At 49.0% G+C, this 23,264-nt stretch carries 14 protein-coding genes; 8 read left to right on the top strand and 6 right to left on the bottom strand.

Going from position 1 to position 23,264, the window contains the following annotated elements; translation table 11 throughout:
- Nucleotides 1–82 precede the first annotated feature (82 nt).
- The 4 genes from AC2YIT_RS12875 (at nucleotide 83) to AC2YIT_RS12860 (ending at nucleotide 6,223) form a co-directional block, all read left to right on the top strand.
- Complete coding sequence (locus AC2YIT_RS12875) at nucleotides 83–2,032, top strand: heparinase II/III domain-containing protein (protein ID WP_487279422.1); 1,950 nt, start codon at nucleotides 83–85, stop codon at nucleotides 2,030–2,032.
- A 9-nt stretch (nucleotides 2,033–2,041) separates the two neighbouring features.
- On the top strand, nucleotides 2,042–2,992 hold the full coding sequence (locus tag AC2YIT_RS12870) for a sugar phosphate isomerase/epimerase family protein (RefSeq protein WP_487279421.1): 951 nt from the start codon (nucleotides 2,042–2,044) through the stop codon (nucleotides 2,990–2,992).
- A 15-nt stretch (nucleotides 2,993–3,007) separates the two neighbouring features.
- Complete coding sequence (locus AC2YIT_RS12865; RefSeq protein ID WP_487279420.1) at nucleotides 3,008–5,104, top strand: outer membrane protein assembly factor BamB family protein; 2,097 nt, start codon at nucleotides 3,008–3,010, stop codon at nucleotides 5,102–5,104.
- Nucleotides 5,105–5,188: 84 nt separating this feature from the next.
- Nucleotides 5,189–6,223 (top strand): Gfo/Idh/MocA family oxidoreductase, encoded by a 1,035-nt coding sequence (locus tag AC2YIT_RS12860; protein WP_430845178.1) that lies wholly within the window; start codon nucleotides 5,189–5,191, stop codon nucleotides 6,221–6,223.
- A gap of 69 nt (nucleotides 6,224–6,292) precedes the next feature.
- Here AC2YIT_RS12860 and AC2YIT_RS12855 read toward each other — a convergent pair whose 3' ends face one another.
- Nucleotides 6,293–6,658: a T9SS type A sorting domain-containing protein gene (locus AC2YIT_RS12855; RefSeq protein ID WP_487279419.1), complete on the bottom strand. Its 366-nt coding sequence runs from the start codon at nucleotides 6,656–6,658 to the stop codon at nucleotides 6,293–6,295.
- A 427-nt stretch (nucleotides 6,659–7,085) separates the two neighbouring features.
- On the opposite strand from AC2YIT_RS12855, the gene AC2YIT_RS12850 reads away from it, so the two are divergent.
- The 4 genes from AC2YIT_RS12850 to AC2YIT_RS12835 all read left to right on the top strand — a co-directional run bounded on the left by AC2YIT_RS12850 (nucleotide 7,086) and on the right by AC2YIT_RS12835 (nucleotide 8,857).
- Complete coding sequence (locus AC2YIT_RS12850; protein WP_430845175.1) at nucleotides 7,086–7,634, top strand: RNA polymerase sigma factor; 549 nt, start codon at nucleotides 7,086–7,088, stop codon at nucleotides 7,632–7,634.
- 11 nt (nucleotides 7,635–7,645) lie between these two features.
- Nucleotides 7,646–8,029 carry a hypothetical protein gene (locus tag AC2YIT_RS12845; protein ID WP_430845173.1) on the top strand — a complete coding sequence of 128 codons (384 nt, stop codon included), beginning with the start codon at nucleotides 7,646–7,648 and terminating at the stop codon, nucleotides 8,027–8,029.
- Nucleotides 8,030–8,158: 129 nt separating this feature from the next.
- A complete protein-coding gene (locus AC2YIT_RS12840) occupies nucleotides 8,159–8,419 on the top strand; it encodes a hypothetical protein (protein WP_487279418.1) in 261 nt (86 codons plus the stop codon).
- A gap of 33 nt (nucleotides 8,420–8,452) precedes the next feature.
- Entirely contained in the window at nucleotides 8,453–8,857 is a 405-nt protein-coding gene (locus AC2YIT_RS12835; protein WP_487279417.1) for an Hsp20/alpha crystallin family protein, read from the top strand.
- A gap of 102 nt (nucleotides 8,858–8,959) precedes the next feature.
- On the opposite strand, the gene AC2YIT_RS12830 is transcribed toward AC2YIT_RS12835, so the two are convergent.
- From AC2YIT_RS12830 to AC2YIT_RS12810, 5 genes are all read right to left on the bottom strand, one after another.
- A complete protein-coding gene (locus AC2YIT_RS12830; RefSeq protein ID WP_430845167.1) occupies nucleotides 8,960–10,738 on the bottom strand; it encodes a RagB/SusD family nutrient uptake outer membrane protein in 1,779 nt (592 codons plus the stop codon).
- A gap of 38 nt (nucleotides 10,739–10,776) precedes the next feature.
- A complete protein-coding gene (locus tag AC2YIT_RS12825) occupies nucleotides 10,777–13,965 on the bottom strand; it encodes a SusC/RagA family TonB-linked outer membrane protein (protein ID WP_430845165.1) in 3,189 nt (1,062 codons plus the stop codon).
- Nucleotides 13,966–14,458: 493 nt separating this feature from the next.
- Nucleotides 14,459–18,010 carry a CRTAC1 family protein gene (locus AC2YIT_RS12820; RefSeq protein ID WP_487279416.1) on the bottom strand — a complete coding sequence of 1,184 codons (3,552 nt, stop codon included), beginning with the start codon at nucleotides 18,008–18,010 and terminating at the stop codon, nucleotides 14,459–14,461.
- Between the two features lie 103 nt (nucleotides 18,011–18,113).
- Entirely contained in the window at nucleotides 18,114–19,853 is a 1,740-nt protein-coding gene (locus AC2YIT_RS12815) for a RagB/SusD family nutrient uptake outer membrane protein (protein WP_487279415.1), read from the bottom strand.
- Between the two features lie 51 nt (nucleotides 19,854–19,904).
- Nucleotides 19,905–23,138 (bottom strand): SusC/RagA family TonB-linked outer membrane protein, encoded by a 3,234-nt coding sequence (locus tag AC2YIT_RS12810; RefSeq protein ID WP_430845159.1) that lies wholly within the window; start codon nucleotides 23,136–23,138, stop codon nucleotides 19,905–19,907.
- Nucleotides 23,139–23,264 lie beyond the last annotated feature (126 nt).

The raw sequence follows: 23,264 nt of genomic DNA, 5'->3' as shown, positions 1-23,264 counted from the left end.
AATTAAAGGCCGAAGTAAGTGATTCTACTGGATAATGAAGTCTTATATTCGGTTACATTCAACTTCCTAAACCACAGCCGTTATGATCAGACTACTATTGGCAATTGCCCTGGCAATCGTGTTGGCCGGGGGCGCGCAGTCCGGGGGCGCGCAGGTCACCCTACGCAACATCCTCGCGCAGAAGTACACAGAAAGCGCATTCAAAGAAGCCCTCATCCCGCTCGGTCAATGGGCGCCCTATCCCAAAACACCAGAAGAATGGCGCAGTAAAACCGACCCTGCCGAACTCGCGAAGATTATCAGAGCTGGTGAAGAGGCATTAGAAAAGCCTGTCCCGATGGTCACGGCGAGCCTTTTGCTTGATTTCACCCGTAGCGGCGACCGTGAGCGGCACGCGGCAGCGTCATTCGGAAGGAGAAACCAGTTGATGAACCTTGTCCTCGCCGAAGCCGTCGAAGGCAAAGACCGGTTCATGGAAGCCATTCTCAATTCGGTATGGGCCATTTGTGAAGAAACTTACTGGGGAGTGCCTGCGCATTTGAGTGTACAAAAAGCCCAAAACGGCCTGCCCGACGTACAAGATCCGACCGTCGACCTCTTCGGAGCCGAAACTGCGGGAGTACTGGCACTTACTGATTACTTCCTGGGAGCGAAACTGGATAAAATATCGCCATTGATCCGCCCTCGTATTTACCTTGAAACCAATAAAAAGATATTCGAACCGCTGAACGATCCTAAACGATACAGCTGGCTGAGCACGACCAATCCGGTCAACAACTGGAACCCGTGGATCGTGTCGAACCTGCTTATAGCCGATCTTTTACTTGAAAAAGATGCACAAAAGCGTGGCGATAATGCCTATCAGTATATGGTGTACCTCGACCGGTATTTCAATAGCCTGGGCGACGACGGCGGCTGCGACGAAGGCCCGAGCTACTGGTTCGCCGCAGGTGCCAGTGCCTACGACGCCCTGGCGATCCTCGAAAGCGTCACCAACGGAAAAATCAATATTTATGACAATGATCTGATCCGCAAAATGGCCGCCTACGTGTATAAAGTCCACATTGCCAACGACTATTTCGTGAACTTCGCCGACGCCGATCCGAAACTAAAACCGGATGGATTAATGCTTTACCGCTTTGGAAAGGCTGTTCAGGACCCGGAACTGGTTGCGCTTGGCAAATGGGCTTACGGGCAATTTGGCGCGGTTACCGGCGGTAATGGCTTCCAGCGCCCCAGAAAGGTCTGGAACCTGCTCACGACTGCTGAATTGAAGCAAGATCAATCCAAAACTTATAAACCGGTGCCACAATCGTGGCTTTCAGACATTGAAGTACTCACCGCCCGCTCCGACAATGGCCTGTACCTCGCCACCCACGCCGGCCACAATGCGGAAAGCCACAACCATAACGACGTTGGCGATTTCATCGTATACGCCGACGGCGAACCTGTGATCGTCGATGCCGGTCGTGGTAACTATACTGCAAGGACATTTTCTTCCAAAAGGTATGAGCTATGGTTCACGCAATCTCAATACCATAACCTGCCTATTATCAATGGCCTCGGACAGCCGGCCGGAAAACATTTCAATGCGAGGAATGTCAAAAGCAATGTCTCCGAAAACGAAGTTTCGCTCGCGATGGACATCGCGCCCGCATATCCGCAGGAAGCCGGCATTCAAAACTGGAACCGGCTGGTAAAGCTGAACCGCAGTAAAAACACGGTGGAAGTTTCCGATAATTATACCCTGAAACAAAAGCCCGACTCGTTGCAGCAAATATTCATGACAGTCTGTGATGTCGATATCAGTACGCCGGGCAAAATCATCCTCACCACATCCGGTAAAAAAGCCGTCTCGCTCACTTATGATCCAAGGAGCTGGACGGTTTCCACAGAACTTCCCTCGACCGAAGGAATGGAATATAACAGTTTCAAAACCAAATGGGACGGTGCACCGGTTACGCGCATTATACTCACCAGCAAGGTATTGAAACCCAAAGGCAAACACAGTTTTATTATCACTAAATCCTGATTATTCGTCATGAACCTATCCCGCAGAGATTTTCTCATCAATAGCGCTCTCGCAGGCAGCATCATCCCGTCGCTGGCGCAAGAATCGTTTGCAAGCCCGGCCAACAGGGCGGCTGACAACCTGAAAGTCAACATTTTTTCCAAACACCTGCAATTCCTGAACTACCAGGACATGGCCGAAGTGGCCAAAGAACTGGGTTTCGACGGCATCGATCTCACGGTTCGCCCCAAAGGACACGTATTACCCGAAAAAGTAGAAACAGATCTTCCATTAGCTGTGGAAGCAATGAAGAAAGTGGGCCTTGCGCCGCAAATGTTCTGCACGGCCGTGGAAGATGCCGGGAATCCGGTCGATAAAAAGCTACTTGAAACGGCTGCCAAGCTCGGTTTCAAATACTACCGCATGAACTGGTACCGCTACGATGAGCAAAAAGCGATCCCAGAACAACTCGGTGAATTCAGTACCAAAATGGCTGGTTTGAGTCAGTTGAATGATAAACTGGGCATTTATGGCTGCTACCAGAACCATTCAGGAAGAATGGTCGGTGCGTCGATGTTCGAGATCTGGCAAATCCTCCAAAAGGCCAACCCCAAAACCATGGGAGCCCAATATGACATCCGCCACGCTACTGTCGAGGGCGGCCTCTCGTGGCAAACCGGTTTCAACCTGATCCGTCCCTATATTAAAACCATCGTGATCAAAGATTTTTACTGGGAGAAAAACAGCAGCGGCAAATGGGCCGTGAAAAGCGTGCCGCTGGGTGAAGGAATGGTAGATTTCAAAACCTATTTCAAACTACTGAAAGACCTGAAAGTGGAAGTACCGATCTGCCTGCACCTGGAATATCCGCTGGGGGGCGCCGATCAGGGGGCATTTCAGATTACCGTGGATAAAAAAGTAGTTTTCGATGCGATGAAACGGGATTTACAAAAACTGAAAGAACTCTGGGCAGCCGCTTAACCACCGTCGCATTCGATGAAATTAACGCCCGTCCTCTTATCGGCGTCCTTTGCCGTGCTATGCGGTTTTGTGATCAGCACACATTCCACCGACCAGAACTGGCCTGAATATAACGGCAATGGCGCGCGCAGCCATTATTCTCTATTGAATCAGATCACAAAGGATAATGTAGCGCAGCTCAAAGTCGCCTGGACGTATGCATCGGGCGGCGCGGACACGACGCGTAACCGTACACAAATGCAATGCAACCCGATCGTGATCAACGGCATTCTGTACGGCGTGTCGGCAGGAACACAGGCATTTGCAGTGAATGCGGCCACGGGACAGCCTATCTGGAAAACTAATATCACCGACAATGGTGGTACCACAAGCCGCGGGGTCACCTACTGGTCCGACGGCAAGGAGAAATGCATCTTTTTCGGGGCGGGGAAATACATTTATGCATTGAATGCGACCGATGGATCTCTCATATCAACCTTTGGAGAAAACGGGCGCATTAACCTGAAAACCGGCATCGAGCGCCCCGGCGCAGATGATTACGTGACGTCTAATACACCCAATACGATTTACAAAAACCTGCTGATTACCGGAATGCGGGTTAATGAAAACGAAACCGCGCTACTCGGAGACGTGCGCGCGTATGATGTGCGTACGGGAAAACTGGTATGGACGTTCCGTACCATTCCTGCCAAAGGTGAATTGGGCGCCGAAACATGGCCCGCTAATGCGCGCGAGCATTTCGGAGGTGCCAATGCGTGGGCCGGTATGGCCATCGACCGTGGGCGGGGAATCGTTTACATCCCGACAGGCTCGGCCGCTTATGATTTCTACGGCGGCAACAGGCCCGGCAACAACCTTTTTGCCAACTGCCTCATCGCCCTCGACGCCGCGACCGGTAAACGCCTCTGGCATTACCAGCTCGTGCACCATGACATATGGGACCGCGACCCGCCCTGCCCACCGAACCTCGTTACCGTCACGCACAAGGGCAAGCGTGTGGATGCGGTCGTGCAGGTGACCAAGCAAGGTTATGTCTTCGTGCTCGATCGCGTTACGGGAAAGCCGCTGTTCCCTATCAAGGAAACCGCATTCAATTTCCCGGCCATCAAAGGCGAAAAAGTGGCCGCCACGCAGCCTATACCTACATTACCGCTCCCATTTACCCGCCAGACGTTCACGGCAAAGGACTTCAACGCATTCGTTGCCGACCGGGATTCGCTCGTCGATTTGCTTTCTAAAGCGAAAACCGGAAGCGCCTATATTCCCATCACTTCCAGCATGACCATCTTCTATCCGGGTACCGACGGCGGTGCACAATGGGGTGGTGCGGCGACCGACCCAGGTGGCATAATGTACGTCCCGGCCAAAGAAATACCTGTTTATACTTCTCTTATCAAAAAAGAAATACCCAAAAACGCCACGAGCGTAACCGGTGCCCAGCTGTACCAGATGAACTGCGCAGCTTGTCACGGAGCCGACAAGATGGGCAATCACGATGGCTCCTACCCTTCCCTCGCCAACCTCGAAAAACGTTTGAAACCCGCCCAAATAGAAACCATACTGCAAAATGGCCGCGGTATGATGCCATCATTTACGCATATCCCGGACATTGAGCGAAAAGCCATTATCTCATATCTGATCAATCAGGAAAGTAAGGAAAACATTAAAATCGACTCCAAAACGCAAGTTCCCTACCAGCACACCGGCTACAATCGCTGGTACGACCGCAACGGTTACCCGGTAAGTCAGCCGCCCTGGGGCACATTAACGGCCATCGACCTCAACACCGGTCAAAGAAAATGGCAGGTACCACTCGGCGAATACAAGGAACTCACCGCCAAGGGTATTCCGCCCACCGGCACCGATAATTACGGAGGCCCGCTGGTAACCGCCAGTGGCTTGATTTTCATCGCCGGCAGCCGTGACGAGCAATTCCGGGCATTTGACAAAGAAACAGGTGAAATTTTGTGGCAAACTGCCCTGCCGGCGGCCGGCTACGCCTCGGCAAGTACCTATTCAGTGAATGGCAAACAATATGTCGTCATAGCCTGTGGTGGCGGGAAGTTGAATACCAAGTCCGGGGATAAGTATGTGGCGTTTGCATTGCCATAGTGTATTTTTTTACTTCGCCAATTTAAATGTAAGACTAACTTTGCGAGCATTAGAATAAGCTCATTACCTTTTCAATTTAAAACTATGCCTTCAAAAATTCTCAATGTCGGTTTAATAGGTTTCGGTTTGTCGGGGCGGTATTTTCATTCGCCGTTCCTGAGTACCAACCCGAATTTCAAGATCAAAACGGTGGTCGAAAGGACCAAAAACGAGGCGCAGGAATTTGACCCTACCATCGGCAATGCGCGATCGGTGGAAGAGCTGCTCGCCGACGAGGAAATCGACCTGGTTTTCATTTGCACGCCGAATGATACGCATTACGAGTATGCGATGGATGCGCTCCAGAATGGCAAGCACGTCGTGATCGAAAAGCCGTTTTCAGCCACCGAAGAAGAAGCCCGCGAGCTCGTGAAAGTGGCCAAGGAAAAAGGCCTGATATTGACAGCCTATCAAAACCGCCGCTGGGATTCCGACTTCCTGACCATTCAGAAACTGCTTGGTGAAGGGAAACTGGGCGATATTATCGAATACGAATGCCGATACGATCGCTACCGTGAGGCTGTGGCCGGCTCATGGAAAGAACGTGCCGTGCCGGTCGGCGGTAATGTATATAACCTCGGCCCGCATCTGATCGACCAGGCGTTGGTGCTCTTCGGCGAGCCACAAACGGTGACGGCCGATATACGCATCGTCCGTCCGAACAGCGAGATCGACGATTATTTCGACATTCGCCTGGGCTATGCCGATAAATCGGTGATTGTAAAATCGAGCCTGATGGTGTATGAGAACCATTTGCGCTATGTATTGCATGGTACCAAAGGCTCGTTCATCAAAGGCGGCCTCGACCCGCAGGAAGAAACGCTGCGCAAAAATGTACTACCCAGCGAAAAGCCCTGGGGCGTGGAACCGGAAGACCGCTGGGGTAAGCTGTATAGCGCAGCATTTACCGGAATTGTGAAAAGCGAAGCAGGTGATTACATGCCTTTTTACCAGAACGTATACGATGCGATCGTCAATGGCGCCGAGCTGGCAGTGAAACCGGAAGAGGTATTGCGTACCTGCCGCGTGATCGACCTGGCATTCCAAAGCAGCAACGAGAAGAAAGTTTTGGCTTACTAACCGCCGCAATAAAAGCAAAAGGCAGCCCGAAAATCCCGGACTGCCTTTTTTTTACCTGATTGGCTTATATTATTTGATAACTGCTGTTACCTGACGTTTTGTTTCAGTCGAGATCGCGAATGGCTTTGTAGAGATTTCGCTGCCATTGTTGATAATGAAGCTGTAATTTCCGTCTGCCAGGTTCGACAGGTCGAAGATCTTAGTGTAGTTTTCAGACTTCGGGATCGACGTGCTGTAAACGATTGTTCCTGTGTAGTCTTTGATCACCAGTGAAGATCTTTCTTTTACGTTTTCAAGAGACAATTTGAATTTCAATTCTGCACCTGAAACCAGCTCGATAGAAGCGTTGTTTTCTTTTACTTTGTCAGCAGCGATTGAAAGATTTGCAGTTGATACTCCCACCAATACTGCGATTGCCAAGATAGTCCTTTTCATTTTATGCTTAATGTTTAATGTCTGATTCAATGTTACCAATTTGTACTTTTCAGGCATTCCCCTGATCAAGTTCTCTGAGCAGCTTTACGTTTCCGCTTTTTGCTCTTTGGACATTACAAAGGTATCCAACACTGTGATTAAAAGTCAATAAGAGCATTTCACACCTGCAAAAGTTCTTTTTTGAATGGTGTATTAATATTGGAATAATACTATGATTATAGGAAAAATACAGCAAGTCGTTTGAAATTTGCCAGTTCTATTAGAATAGTACAAATCACCTATCATTGTACTATTTTTATATATTTGAATAGTATACTTAGTTAGTAGAATTGCCACGAAGGCACCGCAGCGGCAAAAAACTCCAAGCCAGTTAAAGTATTTTCAATAGCCAGCCGTCTACCCATCTGTAATAGCATTAAAAGTCCGTTTGACGCAGAAAAAGCCAAATATCATCCAAACCGTCGCATCCTATGGTAAGCAATTGCTCGGGTTCATCCGGCAGCGTGTGAATACCGATGAGGATGCGGAGGATATTTTACAGGATGTTTGGTACCAGCTGAGCACCGTGCCGGAGATTGAGGCGATCGAACAGATGAGCAGCTGGCTGTACCGCGTGGCCCGCAACCGGATCATTGATAAGTACCGCAAACAAAAGCCCGAATCGCTCGAAGATTTCGGCTACGAAGACGAAGACGGCGAGTTCCACTTCAAGGACATCCTGCTGGCCGACGACAATACGCCCGAAACTGCCTATTTGAAAGACCTCTTTTGGGAGCAATTGAACATTGCTCTGGACGAACTTCCCGAAAATCAGCGGCAAGTATTCATCTGGAATGAGCTTGAAGACCAGACGTTCCAGGAAATCGCTGACCGTACCGGAGAAAATATCAAAACCTTAATATCCCGTAAGCGCTATGCAGTCCGTCACCTTCGTGAACGGCTCGAATGCGTGTACAGGGAGTTTGTAAATTATTAAATTTGTTGACCATGATGAACCCGCACAACAGAGGTAGGAGATTTCGGTTTGCGCTACCGGTTTTTATCCTGATCGCAGCGCTCGGACTTGGAGCAGTCGTACAGTGGCTCTGGAATGCCATACTGCCTGGCGCCGCCAATTTTAATCCAATCAGTTATTGGCAGGCGGTAGGTTTGTTTGTTTTGTGCAAAATACTCTTCGGCGGCTTCCGTGGAGGGGCTGGCCAGCACCGGCATCATCACAAATGGCAGAAATTCAACCGACATTTCGGTCGGGAAGGACGCGAGGGGATGTTGGCGTGGAGAAATAAATGGATGCAAATGACCGACGAAGAACGCCGGCGCTTCCGCCAGGAAATGCGTAACCGGTGGCGAAAACCACCTGAGAATATGTAATTTATATCAAGCCCGGCCCGACAGCCGGGTTTATTTTTTGCATTTGGTTAAAGTATTTTTTCGAACTGCACGTCTGCATTATTGTAGGTGCAAACGAGGCGCCAACATTCATCAAAACCAGACAAGATCATGTTCATCGTCATTCTAAAATCCATTGGGGCAGCAGTCCTGGCAGGTTTATTTCTGTTCGCACTCCCATTCCTGATATTCAAAGCCATATTTTTCTTCCTTTTTGTAGGACTGATTTTCAGACTGTTTGCGGGAAGAAGGCGCTATCGCAGATGGCGGCACTATCATTCGGGTTATTACGGTTATCCTGAGGCCGGCCTCGGTGGGCCGCAGCGGGAGTACCTCGCCGATCCCTTTGGCCCGATGCCCCAAAAAGTTTAAAACAATCGTTCATCCAACAAACAATCAAATACCATGTGTGATAACAGATTCGGACGTCGCGGCTTTGGAATGCGCCACGACCATTATGGCAGGCATTTCGGCCCGCAGCGCGAGTTCCGCGTACCCGTGAACATCGTCAGAAACGACGACAGCTACGAAATGCTCATCTTCGCACCCGACCGTAATAAGGAAGATTTCAAAATCAATGTGCAGGGACTGGAATTGACTATTTCCTATGAACTGAAAGACAATCTGGGCGAAAAGCGCAACTGGATCAGGCAGGAGTTCAGCAAAAGCTCGTTTCAGCGGACATTCATGATCGACAACACCGTCGATACCGAAAATATCAGCGCCCAATACACCAATGGCATCCTCCAACTGACGCTGCCGATCGTACCCGGCCCGGAGAAGCCTGCGCAGGAAATCAATGTCAACTAAGTGATTAAAAAAAACCTTCATCAACTAAGAAAGCCCCTGCATATCCGCAGGGGCTTTTCTGATTACAAACGCTTAACAAATACTGGTTTTAACTAACCAAAGTCATTTATACGCAGGGTCTTGTATGAGCGTAGCTGCTCCCGCCTTGTACGACCGGTCGATCGCTTCCTGTGGAATCGGGAAAAACTCGTTCTTGCCTTTGGTAAATACTGCACCCTTTTTGTAAACTCTTTTATTGGCTTCTACGGCCACGTAGGCATTCAATACCTCAGCCGCAATTCCCCAGCGGGTCAAATCGAAGAAACGGTGACCTTCCATCGCGAATTCGAGGCGGGTTTCGAAACGCACTGCCTTACGCGCGGTAGCGGCATCGGTCCAGGCTTGGTCGTATGTTTTGATCACATAGTTTGCTGCCGGCTCATTCAGAACAGAATAATCATCCCTCGATTTGGGACCTTGAACCGCTTTTTTTACAAAACCAGCCGGGTTTGCGGCGCGTGTACGGATCTGGTTTACCAGCTTCCGGGCATTTTCAAGGTTACCCAGTTCCACTTCGCACTCAGCAAGCCAGAGCAGGATCATGCCATAACGCATAATGCGATAGTTGTTGCTTGAAAGGTTACCCCAGCCATTGATACCAAATCCAGCCTTTTCGGAAATGTGCTTCTTCGGCGAATAGGGTCCCGCATAAGTCTGGTCGCGGATAAAGTCGCTACCGTGAATCTTGAAATCCTTGAAAAGAATACCACGACGACCTACTGTCTGATCCAGACGGGGGTCCAGTGTTCCGGTATAAGGCTCAAAGGGGTCAGTGTATTTCAAACCCTGATCGTTTTTCACGTCGCTGTCATTGAAATTATCCAGCATGGGCAGGCCGGCGGCAGTGGTTTTAAATGCATTCACGAGGTTTTGCGAAGGCTGATAAAATCCGCAGCAGCCCCATGGGTCAATGTAAGGGTGCGCCAAACCTACGCCTGCATCCGCAGCGTCACCCGAGGCACTGGAAACAGCATACTGTATTTCGAAGATCGATTCGACGTTATTACGGGTCGCAATCAGAAAGTTATCTTCAAACTTGGGTGCCAGCGAAAACTTGCCCGATGCGATAATTTGTTCCAGAATAGGCTTCGCTTTTTGCAAAACAGCCACATTAGCTGCACCGGTGGAGATATTCCAGCCCTGGTACATGTAGGCTTTGGCCAGAAAAGCCAGCGCCGCCCATTTAGTCGGGCGTCCCACTTGCGATTGTGCTTCCGGAAGCCCTTCTGATGCCGCTTTGAAGTCGGCTTCGATCATCGGCCATACGTCCTTGTCGTTCGGAACTTTAGTACTTTCGAGATCATCGAGTTTGTAAATCGTCTCGTCGATATAAGGGATCATCTTCCACATTTTCTTTGCTTCAAAGTGGAACAACCCGCGCAGGAAGCGCGCCTCGGCGATGATCTGCTTTCTCCGTGCATCGCTTACCTCCGGCACCTCGGCCAACGTGTTGATTACATCATTGGTCCGGGCAATGCCTTTATACAATCCTCGCCATTTGTTTTTGATGTGGTTGTTAGTAGGCTGGAAATCCCACTTCTCAATAAACGATTCCTCAGGCTGGTCACCGGCATCGGTACCCTTATAGGAATCGTCGGAAGCAATCCCGCCGAAAACCCAGCTCTGAATGTCGTTGTTCCACGGATCTTGTCCGTCGAGGCCCTGTCCGTCGATCATCGCATAGGCCCCAACGAGCAAGCCTTCTACGCCCGCAGGTGTCTTGAGGGCCGTCGGGCTGTATTGTCCCTGCGGGTCACGGCTGAGGAATGAGTCTTTGCAAGCCGAAACAATCCCGATTGCGAGACCCACCGATAGCATGTATTTTACAAGTCTTGAATTCATATATATCGAATTTTTAAGATCAGAAGAAAAACCGGTTATCAGAATGACACGTTAAGGCCGAGCAGGAACGTCCGCGACACAGGCATGTAACCGCCGTCGAAACCAAGCGTACGGTCCTCACCGGTCTGAATCTCGGGGTTCAGACCCGTGTATTTGCTGACCGTGAACAAATTCTGTCCCTGCACATAGATCTGCGCGTTGCTGAAACCGATCTTCGCAGCAAGCGGCTTGGGCAACGTGTAAGTGAGTTGCACATTTTTCAGACGGAAATAGGTGCCTTTTTCAACGAAATAGCTCGACGGACGGCTACTGATCTGGTCATCCGCATCCATAATAGGCACAGTGCCTTCTTTGTGATCCGGCTGCCATGCATCGTATAATGCACGTTTCGCACGGTTACCTTGGAACGTATTGAAGTCGGTAAAGTAGCGCAGATAGCTGAAAATTTCATTACCCACCACACCATTACCAAAAACGGTCAGGTCAAAGGCTTTGTAGCCGATATTCACGTTTACACCATAAACAAAATCGGGGTGCGGGTTACCGATAACGGTCCGGTCGTCATCCGTGATCTTACCGTCGTTGTTAATGTCCGCTATTTTGAATTTACCTGCTTTATTGTAAGAACCGTAAGGTGCCCAGGCTTTCGCTTCTTCGTCAGACTGGAATATTCCCAGCACTTTATATCCGTAGTAAGACGAAATCGGCAATCCTGCCTGTGTGAGCGTCACCGCGGGCACACGCGAGCCTGCGCCAAAGTATTTGGTATTCTCGCTTTCATCCAGTTTATCGACCGTGTTGCGATACATCGAGTAGTTGAACGACGCACCATAACGCAAATCGCCTTTCATGGCGGTGTTGCGGTAGGATAGCCCGAGGTCGATCCCTTTGTTCGTCATCTGGCCTACGTTGAATGAAGGCGCGTTCGCGTCACCAGCCGTAAATGTAATCGGCGTCGAGAAAAGCATATCGGTCGTTTTGCGGTTCCAGAAGTCCAATTCAAGGGTCAGCGCGTCGTTCAGGAATGTCGCGTCGAGACCGATGTTATTGGAAGTTGTCGTTTCCCATTTCGCATTTGGATTACCGAATGAGGAGGCGTCATAACCGATAGTAGGCTGACTTCCCGAGCCGTCGATCGGATAACCTGCGTGGAAAATGTCGGCCCGGTAAGTAGTGTAGGCATTGTAGTCCCCGATTTTCTGATTTCCGGTTTTACCCCAACCGTAGCGAAGTTTCATGTCGTTAATAAAGCTCACTGATTTCATGAAGCCTTCATCCGACAACCGCCATCCCAAGCTGAATGCAGGGAACACCGCGCTTCTCGAAGCCTGCTGAAAACGGGAAGAAGCATCGTTACGCAAAATGAATTGAAACAGGTATTTGTCTGCGAAAGCGTAGTTAACTTTCCCGAATTGTGAATAAAGGCTGTAATCCCTGTTTACACCACCGTAGTTGGTCGCCTTTGTAGCGTCACCGAGGTTCAGGTAGTTGATAATGGAAGGAATTTCAAATGCATAACCGGAACGGGAGGCACCGAATTCTTCGGCAAATTCACGAATTGCTTCAATCCCCACATATGCATCTACTTTGTGATTGGTGCCGAAATTGTGGGAATAGCTCAAAGTATTCGTCCAAACCCATTGATACGAGTAGTAATCGGTCGAAGTCGATCCGTTATTAAAGCTACCCTCGACATATTCAGGGTTAGCCCGACCAATGTAGCGGCCCCTTTGGCTTACACCATCAATTCCCAAACTTGTCTTAACAGTCAGATTAGGGATGATATCAAACTCGCCATAAACATTCCCGAATGCGCGCAAACGGTAGGTACGGTTATCTTTCTCGCGGTACAACGTCGCGTACGGGTTCGAGTTGTTACCAAGGTTAGCACCGCGTGAACCGGCAAAATTACCTTTGATATCGTAGATGGGCAGCAACGGATGGTGCTTGTAACTACCCGATACCGCGTTTTGTTCCTGGTTATTACCAAAACCTCCCTTTCTGTTATCGAACGAAACCGCCAGGTTCTCGCCTACACGGAACCGTTTGTTAGCAGTGGAAAACTCAGTGTTAGCCCGGACAGTGTAACGATCATAACCGATGAATTTCACGACACCATCCTGGCTGAAATAGCCTACTGACAATGCATACCGGCTGTTTTCGGTACCGCCGGTTGCGGACAACTGATAATTTTGAATGGGTGCTGAGGCAGTCAATTCTTTCCACCAATTGGTATCTGCCGCCTTGGTGATGGCGTAAATATTTCCAGGGACGAGCGAGTATTTCGCTGGATCTACCTCCGGCGTCCCCTCCTTGCCTTTGCTTGGAAATACGTAATCCGGAACGGTAACTTCGCCATTCGGGCCGAAAGTATACTGACCGTGCGAAGGGGTTTTGCCCGCGTATTTGTCAGCCAGATACAGGTACTGCCCCAGCTCTTTGGCATTTAATGCTTCTACATCCTTGTAAGCTTTCTGCGTTCCGTAGTAAGCATTGAAGGAAATCACCGGCTTCCCGATTTTACCGCGCTTTGTCGTGATGATCACCACCCCGTTTGCCGCACGCGAACCATAAATGGAGGCAGAAGACGCGTCTTTCAGGATCTGGATCGTCTCGATGTCGTTGGGATTAAGGTTACCCTGGTTTTCAGTCGGTACGCCATCGATAATGAAGAGCGGATCGTTGTTACCAATTGTACCGAACCCCCGTATCCGCACGGTTGCGTTCCCGCCCGGTGTAGCATCGTTCACAATGTTCAAACCCGACGCCCGGCCTTGTAATTGCTGCGCGAATGTAGTTGCCGGAACAGATTGCAGATCTTTCGCATTGACGGTTGTTACCGAACCGGTAATATCCCGACGTGACTGTGAGCCGTAACCCGTCACAATCACTTCTTCCAGGGCACTTACGTCACTGGTCATCGATACGTCGATAACCGTCCGATTGCCTATCGCTACCTCTTTGGCCGTGTAGCCAATAAATGAAAAAACGAGGACCTGAGCGCTGGAAGGGACTTTAATGGAATACTTCCCGTCTGCGTCAGTGGTAACGCCAATAGTTGTCGAACCTTTTAGTGTGACAGAAGCTCCCGGCAAACTTGAACCGGACTGTTCATCCACCACTTTGCCGGTGACAGTGATATCCTGTGAAAAAGCGGTTAGGGAGATGAGAAAAAGAAGCACGCAAAAAACCAGCCTGCTTCCCAGGTGAAGGTAGTTTTGTTTCATCGTATTTAGTTAGGTTAATATTCTTATGCTATTCAAAAATATTCATTTAGAATCATTAAATAATCTAATATCCGCAAAATATATTCAATCAAATATTGAATTGTACTATTCCATTCACATAAACAGATGAGAATTGACATTTTCCAAGAATAGACAAGTAAACGAGCCCGATTTTAATCTAATTTTAATGTTGAAATAAATAAGTGTCAGGTTTACAAATAACACAAAATCAACGATTTATAGTAAAAATCGGGTTACAAACGGCCAAATCAGTGAAGGATTCAAAAAGATAAAATATCCAGAAATGGCTCATCGACATATTTGGATACAAATCTGGAATAACTTTATATAATTAACTTAAATATTTACATTTTCAATTACCCAAAATTAACCTCAAATGAGAAAATTTATATTTCAATAAAAAAGCCGCTGTAAGCTCACAGCGGCAAAAAATACTATAATCCGAATTATCTGATATTCCGACGTTTATCACCTATTTCAATACCCTCTTAACTCCTTTTGAGTCAGTTACGGTTACGGATGAAACATAATCGGGCAGAAACAATGCATGACCGGACTGCGAGAGGAACGAAGATCCGTACCCCGGCTCTTCCCGCCTTGACTTTCCGTTTTTTAGATGCAGCAGTACGGACGTCTCGCCAGTCTCCAGGCCAATTCTTCGGGTAGGCTTCGCCGCGCGGTGGAACCGCAACAAGTCACGGTTCTGAGAAGTAACCGAAAGCCAATTGCCGTTCGATGAAGCTACCCGCACGAGAGCCTTCATGTTTCCACCCACCATATAGCCGCTCTCCGAAATACTGAGCGGACGAAAACCACCCTTGCCATCTCCTTTGAGAACAAGCCCATACATTGCATCATACCGTCCTATCGACACCTCGGAGCCATAATCGTTCCCGGAAAGCATCAGATCGAGGTTGCCGTCCTGATCGAAATCCTCTGCCATCATTCCGAAAAGCGGGGCAAACTGCGCCTGAACAGGCAGCTCTCGCAGAGAGAACTTTCCTCCTCCATGGTTCTCTATATAGCTGCTTTTCATCCACGTAGCCGTCAAATGCAATGCGTCTTTCAGCTCTTCCGGTTTCAGAATATCCGGTAAGCCCGACTCCGCAAACTTCCCGTACTCCTGAAAGCGCTGGCGTACCTGGATCACCTGCTTACCCATGTCGTCACGCGTGTTGTAAGGAAACTCCTTGTATGTATCGTCTTGGGCCTTGTAAAACACCGTCGGTATCGCGTCGAAATAGCCGTCGTTGTTAAAATCCTTCGCATATACGCTCACGGGGCGGCTTTCCGAAGCCCTGCTGAGGGTATTTGTGCCCAGATTCCCGCCAATGTAGTCCATGTCGCCGTCGTTGTCAAAGTCACCCGCTACAAGACTGCCCCACCACCCTTTTTGGGCTTCCAATCCGGTGGTAACCTTCCTGAATTTGCCTTTTTCATTTTTGAGGAAAGTCAACGGCATCCATTCACCTGCCAGTAACAGGTCGGCCCAGCCATCGTTATCATAATCAGTCCAAAGCGCGTCGCATACCAGCCCAACACCGGCCAGCTCCGGCGCCACCGCTGCCGTGGCATTTGAAAAGCGCACCATAGTTCCACGAGAGTCATTCCGTAGAATGTAGCTTGAAACTGGCTTCGGATACTTTCCGGACTCTACCCGTCCTCCAACAAACAAATCCAGATCGCCATCGCGATCGAAATCAACGGCTTTTACACATGAACCATTCACCAAAAACGGGGGTAATGCGGCTGTGTCGCGTGTAAAATGACCTTTGCCGTCATTGACATACAGTGCGTTCTTCAATGCATCCGAGCCTTCCTGAATTTCATAGCTACCGCTGACGATATACAAATCCAGGTCCTGGTCCTGGTCGGCATCAAAAAGCAGCACCCCCATATCCTCCGAGGTTTTCTCAAAGCCTTCCGACCCGGGCAGCAAGTCCGCAACCGTGAATTTACCGTCGGGTTTTTGAAGTAAAAAACGGCCTTTATGCAAGTATGCGCCACCAACAAATACGTCCTCCAATCCGTCTCCATTCACATCCCCCACCGCCAGTGCAGGCCCGAATTGTGACATTTTATGCGGCAGCAGTTTTTGAACATTAAAATCGATAATATCCGTTTCCTCATGGCGATAAGGCACATTTAGATCGCCGGTAACATCGGTAAAAAGTGGCGTAACGGTCGTTTCGGCAGGCGCCGGAGCCAGCACCGCATCTTCCTCCCGGACAACTAACAACTGGTTAGCTTTGATATTCTTCAAAACCTGGCTTTTTCCGCCCGGCCAGGTGATTTTCACTTCTTGTAAAACTTTCTCTTTCCCCAATCCGAAATGCAAAACGGGCTCAACTGTCGACAAGTAGCCGCGGTAGGGTGAATTCTCTGCTATCTGTTTTTTTCCGCCTCCATAAGTGACTTCCGCAATGGCACCGATTCCCGCGCCATTATAACGATCCCCCTTAAACGCAACGCGCAGATAATTGCTTTCTTCCGGTTTTAGCTGAATACTGTTATTGCGATAAACCATCGCCGAATCGTTAATATTATTGACGATGTAATCCAGATCTCCGTCATTGTCCAGGTCAGCGTAGGCTGCTCCGTTCGAGAATCCAGGGGTTTCGATTCCCCAGTCGTTACTGACATCTTCGAAACCGAGATTACCTTTGTTTTTGAATGCAAAATTCCTGATCCTGACGCTCGGAATGTAATCAAGCATCATCATCGGAGCCATAATGCTCGATACCTCGTTGCGGTAAGCGATGAAGTCGAGATCGGTAATGTCCCTGGGAAAGCCATTTGTAATGATTATATCGCGAAGACCGTCATTATCAAAGTCAGTAACCATCGGCGTCCAGCTCCAATCCGTCTCGGCAACGCCGCTAAGCAGCCCTATTTCACTGAAAACCGGAGACTTACCTTTCCCCGAAGCACTTCCCATATTGAGTTGCAACGTATTTCTGGCGACCTGATACTGGTAACCGAATAAATCGTTGTTCTGGTAGGTAACGTAGCTATTTGCAGGCGTCATCATCTTTTTACGGCGATTGGTTGCCGGCATCATATCCACTGCCAACACATCCACAAGACCATCATTATTCAAATCAGCCACATCGTTGCCCATCGCCGAGTGCGAGGTATGTTTGAAATAATTTGCGGCCTGGTCGGTGAATGTACCATTACCATTGTTGATGTAGAGGAGGTCGTTCGTGAGGTAATCGTTTGTAATGTACACATCCTTCCAGCCATCCTGGTTGACGTCAGTCACATTGAGACCCAGGCTGTAACCTTCGATCAGGATACCAGCCTCTTTGGATACATTAGTAAAAACCGGATGATTCAATTTGGTGTCCCAGTCGTTACGATATAGCCGATCGGTGCGGCGCGACGAGCCATCAACGATCTTTTTATGATACTTGTTGGGAAAGTTGTTATCATCCATTTCATTGACAATCAGGAACAAATCCAGATCACCATCATTGTCATAGTCGAAAAATGCCGCATTTGTCGTGTGCGTCGTATCTGCGATCCCATACTCCTTTCCCATTTCCTTGAAAACCGGCACTTTGTCTTTCCCCAATCCCTGGTTTACATACAGCAGGTTCTCACGCTGCTGCGCCACCTCGCGTACGGATGCGCACACATAGATGTCCAGCAAGTTATCATTGTTGATATCCACTAAAGCCACACCCGTCGACCATTTGTTCTCCGGCGCTACCCCTGCTTTTTCGGTAACGTCTTCGAATTTGAAGTCACCCTTATTTAAATACAACTTATTAGGAGCAGTGTTGCCGGTAAAATATACATCGGGCAGGCTGTCGTTGTTAAAGTCACCCAATGCTACTCCCCCTCCATTGTAGACGTACTCGAATGCCAGAATATTCATAGTATCGTTTTCGGCAATGCGGTTCGCAAACCGGATACCCGTTTCATCAGCGGGCAGTTCGGTAAACGTTTTGAGTTCTTTTTTACAGGATGCAAGCAGGACTGAGCCCACCAAGACAGGGAGTAAGCGCTTAAAAAGCATTTGCAGGGTGCGATAAAGTTGACAGAATCAGGATATCTCGAAATTAACAAAAGGAGATGGTAAATACATACCATCTCCTGTAAATTAGTCAGGTTTGAAATGCTTAGAAACCAGGGTTCTGTTTCAGAACATCGGCGCCCTGAAGGTCGATTTGGCTCTGTGGTATCGGTAACAATTCGTATTTGGCAGCGAATTTGGCACCACCTAATGCACCGGTAAGTTGCTTCGATTCGAACGTCAGGTAGGCATTGAGTTCCTTTTCGGCAACACCCCAGCGTACCAGATCGAAAAACCGGTGGCCTTCGAGGTTCAGTTCCAGTTTTCTTTCAAAACGCACAGCGGTACGGGCTGCTTCCTTGTCAGTCCATGCAGTTTTATAAGTTCCGATCACATATTTCGCTGCCGGAGCCCCTCCCTTCTTTACGAACCCGTCGGGATTCGCCGCGCGGGCGCGCACCATATTTACATATTCCCGTGCTTTTTCAAGCGTACCAGCTTCTATTTCTGCCTCTGCGGCCATCAGGAGTACGTCGGCGAAGCGGATTACGGTGTAGTTGATCGCCGTATAACCCGGTGTCCAGGAACTGTTGTCCTGCAACGAGCCTACGTCGGTTTTGTAATAAGCATACTTTTTAGGACTGTACGGACCGCCATTGGCCTGGTTACGAATCCAGTCGGCGCCTGGGTGATCGATCCAGTCAAGGAATGGAATTCCGCGACGGCCTACCGAGTGGTCGAGCCGTGGATCGAGGTTGCCAGCGTCAGGGGTGAATTTATCTTTCGAAAGTAAACCCATATCCGATACCACCGCATTTTTGTCTGAATTGTACGAACCATCCAGCAGTGGCAAACCATTGGCATCGGTACGGTGCGAATTCACCATTTCGAAGCTTGGCTGGAAGAAACCGCAGCAGTTACCGGGGCCATTCGCACCCGTGTTGTAAGGCCAGTTGAGGTCAAACTCAGGGTTCGCATTGTTTACGCTACCTGTGTTGGCTGCTGCCTGTATCGCGAAAACGGATTCGGAGTTATTATCATTCGAAGCGCGGAATACATCGGCATATTTAGGTACCAAAGCATATTTCTTGCCATTGGTAGTCTGCCCGTTTGCAATGATCTGATCAAAAAGCGTTTTAGCCTCAGGAAATTTTTTCTGATAGAGATACGCCTTGGCCAGGTACGAGGCTGCTGCCCATTTGTTGGCACGGCCCACGGCATCCTGTGTTACCGGCAGGTTATCAAACGCAAATTTGAAATCCGCCTCGATTTTAGGCCAAAGGTCAGCATCGTTCTTCACCTTTTCGATACCGGTTCCATAGTCAACCGACTCGTCCACATAAGGTGTATTGCCAAATGCCTTTTTCAATTCGAAATAATAATGTCCGCGCAGGAAGCGGGCCTCTGCGCTAATGCGCGTCTTAGTCGCATCCGTGACATCCGGATCAGCCTTGGCTACGAGGCGCAGTACGGCGTTCGCGCGTGAAATACCTTCATAATTACCTACCCATTTATCAGAGATAACCCCCTGAGTACTCAGGTATTCATAGCGCTGGATCGGGTTGATGTCGCTAAAATCACCGGGGTCGGTACCTTTGTTGGCATCGCCTCCGCGGATGCTTCCCCAAACCCAGTTGCTCGGGCTGGCCATCCTGCCGCCCGCGCCCTTGCCGTTGATCTGGCCATAGACCCCGATCAGCACCCCTTCGAGCCCTTTTGTAGAGGTAAGAAGTTCTTCACTCACCGCGCCTGTGGCTGGCTTATCCAGAAAGCTTTCTTTACAGGAGAAAAACACCGTCATAACGCCGGCGATAATCACCATACTATTTGTTAATATCTTTTTCATCGATTCAGAATATTAATGATTCATTCAATGTAGAAACAGCCTGCTTAAAGATTAGAAACCAAGGTTCACACCAAAAACCCAGCTTCTTGTTACAGGATAGTTCCCCACATCGATCCCGAATTGCGTGTCCGCGTTACCACCTACACCAGGATCGAGTCCCTGGTATTTGGAGATTGTGAAAATGTTGTTCGCTGAGGCATACAATCTCAGTTTCTGCATTTTTAGCTTAGCCAGCAGCGTTTTCGGCAGGTTATAGCCCAGCGAAATGTTCTGCATTCTCACATAGTTGCCATTTTCCACATAGAAGGAATTGGCTTGTGTATTGGTACTGAAGTTAGAAGCGCTTTCAAAAATAGGAATAGTAGCGCCGGTGTTCGATGGTGACCAGGAGTCTTTCACCCTTTCACTGATGGCTGCACCGGCAAACGAAGGATAGAAATCAGTAAACCATTTGGAAGCATTGAAAATCTTGTTACCAATCGAAGTATACATATAAGTTTCGACCTCGAAATTCAGGTAAGTCAATTTCAGATTCAAACCGCCGGTGAATTTCGGAACAGGGCTACCAAGATACATGCGGTCGTCGGCATTGATCATGTTATCGCCATTGATATCTTGATAGCGGAAACGGCCGACACCCTTTCCGTCCTGTGCGGGTGCTTGCTTCACTTCTTCCTCAGTCTGGAAGAGGCCGAGTACATTATAGCCATAGAATGCCGAAAGCGAATGACCCAATTGGTTACGGATTGGCTGCAGACCGCGGTACCCCGGGTTGATACTTGTCAGGTATTTATCACCGCCAAGATCGCCGATTTCGTTTTTCAGAATGCTACCAGTCACATTCAGCTCATAGCCCAGCTTGCCGCCCGCCTTGCCTTTTGTAATGACCTGAAAATCGATACCCTTGTTGGTAATGGTGCCTGCATTCACGTACGGAGGCGTCGCACCCGAGCCTACAACGGCCGGCACCCCTTTCTGAAACAGCAGATCTTTGGAATCTTTCTGCCAGAAGTCAAGGATCACATCGAGTTTGCCATTAAACAATGTCGCATCAAAACCGATATTTTTGGTCACACTGGTTTCCCATTTCGCTGAAGCATTGCCTAGTTTGCTGCGGTAATAGCCTTCGACGGCACTGGTGTTGGAGCCGGTAATATCATATGCCGATGTTCCGATACCCGCCGAGTAGAGGCTGAATTGGTTGTCGGGACGCACCGGATTGGAATTACCCATGTGACCATAACCTCCGCGGATTTTCAAATCGCTTAGGAATGTAAGGCTCTTCATGAAGTTTTCGGAAGTGACGCGCCATGCCACCGACACCGCTGGAAATGTCCCATAACGGGTGTCAAAGCCAAAGCGTGACGCACCATCTCGGCGTAATACCCCGGACACAATATACCGGTCGTTGAATATGTAATTCAAACGCCCGAACAGTGAATACATCGTTACGCCATTAGCGAGTTGGCTGTTCACGACTTTCGAAGACACGTTCGACATATTCACATAATTTATGTCATTCGAAAACGGGTTCAAGCCTGATGCCTGCAAATCGCGACTTTTGTCTAGAGTTAATGATTCCTGACCTACCAAAAAGTCCACATTATGCAAACCGAATGTCTTGCGATATTGCGCGGTGTTCGTAAATGTCCACGAAAAGCGGTATCCCGAACCTTCGCCATAGCCTACTGCTGAGTTATTTTCGGAGTTTTCGTATTGACGGCGCGAATAGTTCCAGTAAGTATAGTTGTTATACTGGGCACCCAGGCTGGATCGCAACGTCAGGTTTTCGATCGGATCGAATTCCAAGTAGATGTTACCAGCTCCGTTCGCGTTGAAAGCGTTGTTGTTTTTCATACCATCCCTGGTCGCCACGGGGTTTCTCGGGTTGTTGAAACCCTTCGCCGCCGTTCCCGCATAACCGCCGAACTCGTCATAAACGGGAATGATCGAAGGCATACGGAATGCACTTAGGATGTCGTTCTCGTCGTTCGCTACCCCCTGGCCGTTATTCGCTCCGCCAATACCGAGCACCTGACGGTAGGTTCCCTGAATGTTCTCTCCGAATCTCAGGTTCTTAAGGATATTGAATTCGGTATTCACGCGGAAAGTGTACCGTTTGAAGCTGTTGTTCAAAAGAATACCTTTCTGATCCTGCAAACCCAATCCTACAAAGTAACGTCCATTTTCACCGCCTCCTGAGAAGCCCAGCGAGTGACGAGTAACAGGTGCTGTGCGGGTGATCGCGTCATACCAGTCGGTACCTGCGCGGTTTGCCCTTACCACCTGATAGACCGTTCCTGCCGTAGGATCTACATTGTATTTTTTACGCTCCGCAGCCAGATCGACGTTACCGGTAACGCCATACGTTCCCCCCACCATCAGGTAATCGGGTATCACAGGCGTTGCGCCTGTACCGAATTGCGGGTGCGTCCAGTTTTTATCGCCCGGCTTCCATCCCGAGTTGCGGAATGCATTCCAGGTCCAGTCCGCAAAATCCGTAGGATTCATCATTTTCTGACCGCTGCCCGGGGTTGTAAAACCGACCAACCCGTCGTAGGTAACGCTCAGCTTTCTGTTGCGGGTACCTTTCTTGGTTGTATAAACCACCACGCCCCCAGCTGCCCGCGCTCCATAGATAGAAGCCGTGGTTGCATCCTTCAATACAGTGGTCTGGTCGATATCATCCGGGTTAAGGAAATCCGTCGAAGTCACTTGCAATCCGTCCACGACATACAATGGTTCATTATTTTCAAAAGAACCGAAACCGCGTACGCGGATCTGGCTATTGGTACCAGGCTGACCGTTAGTAATGACCGTCACCCCCGCCACGCGTCCCTGCAACTGCTGTTCAACGTTTCCTGAAGGTACCGCCGTAAGGTCTTTCGCTTTTACGAGTGATACCGCCCCGGAAGTTTCGCGGCGTTTGTCGGTCGTATAACCGGTCACCACCACTTCTTCCAACGCCGCTACATCGTCTTCCATTTTCACATCGATCACCGTCTGGTTCCCTACGATGATCTCTTTCGTTTTGTAGCCGACAAAGCTGATGACGAGCACATCTTTGTCTGATCTGACATTTACTGCAAAACGTCCTTCCGCATCTGTGTTCGACCCGAGCTGCGTACCTTTTATCAGAATGGTAGCTCCGGGAATTCCTGTGCCCGCGGGATCTGACACAACGCCAGTCACTCTCCGATCCTGAGCAATAGCTGAAAAAACAGTCAGAAAAAGGAGGAGGAAAGTGAATAAATCCCGACCGGGACTTTTGTAGATTATTTTCATATTCCTTAGTTAGGTTAATAAATTATTAGGCACATCAAATTTATAATTATTTAAGCAAATATTTATACGTCAAAAAGACACTATTTTATTTTTTTATAGAATAGTACCATAAATTGATAAAAGAGC

It is taken from the genome of Dyadobacter sp. SRI_021 (genome assembly GCF_057586235.1).
The sequence above is the reverse complement of the archived record's forward strand: the minus strand, read 5'-3'. Positions and strand labels throughout refer to the sequence as shown.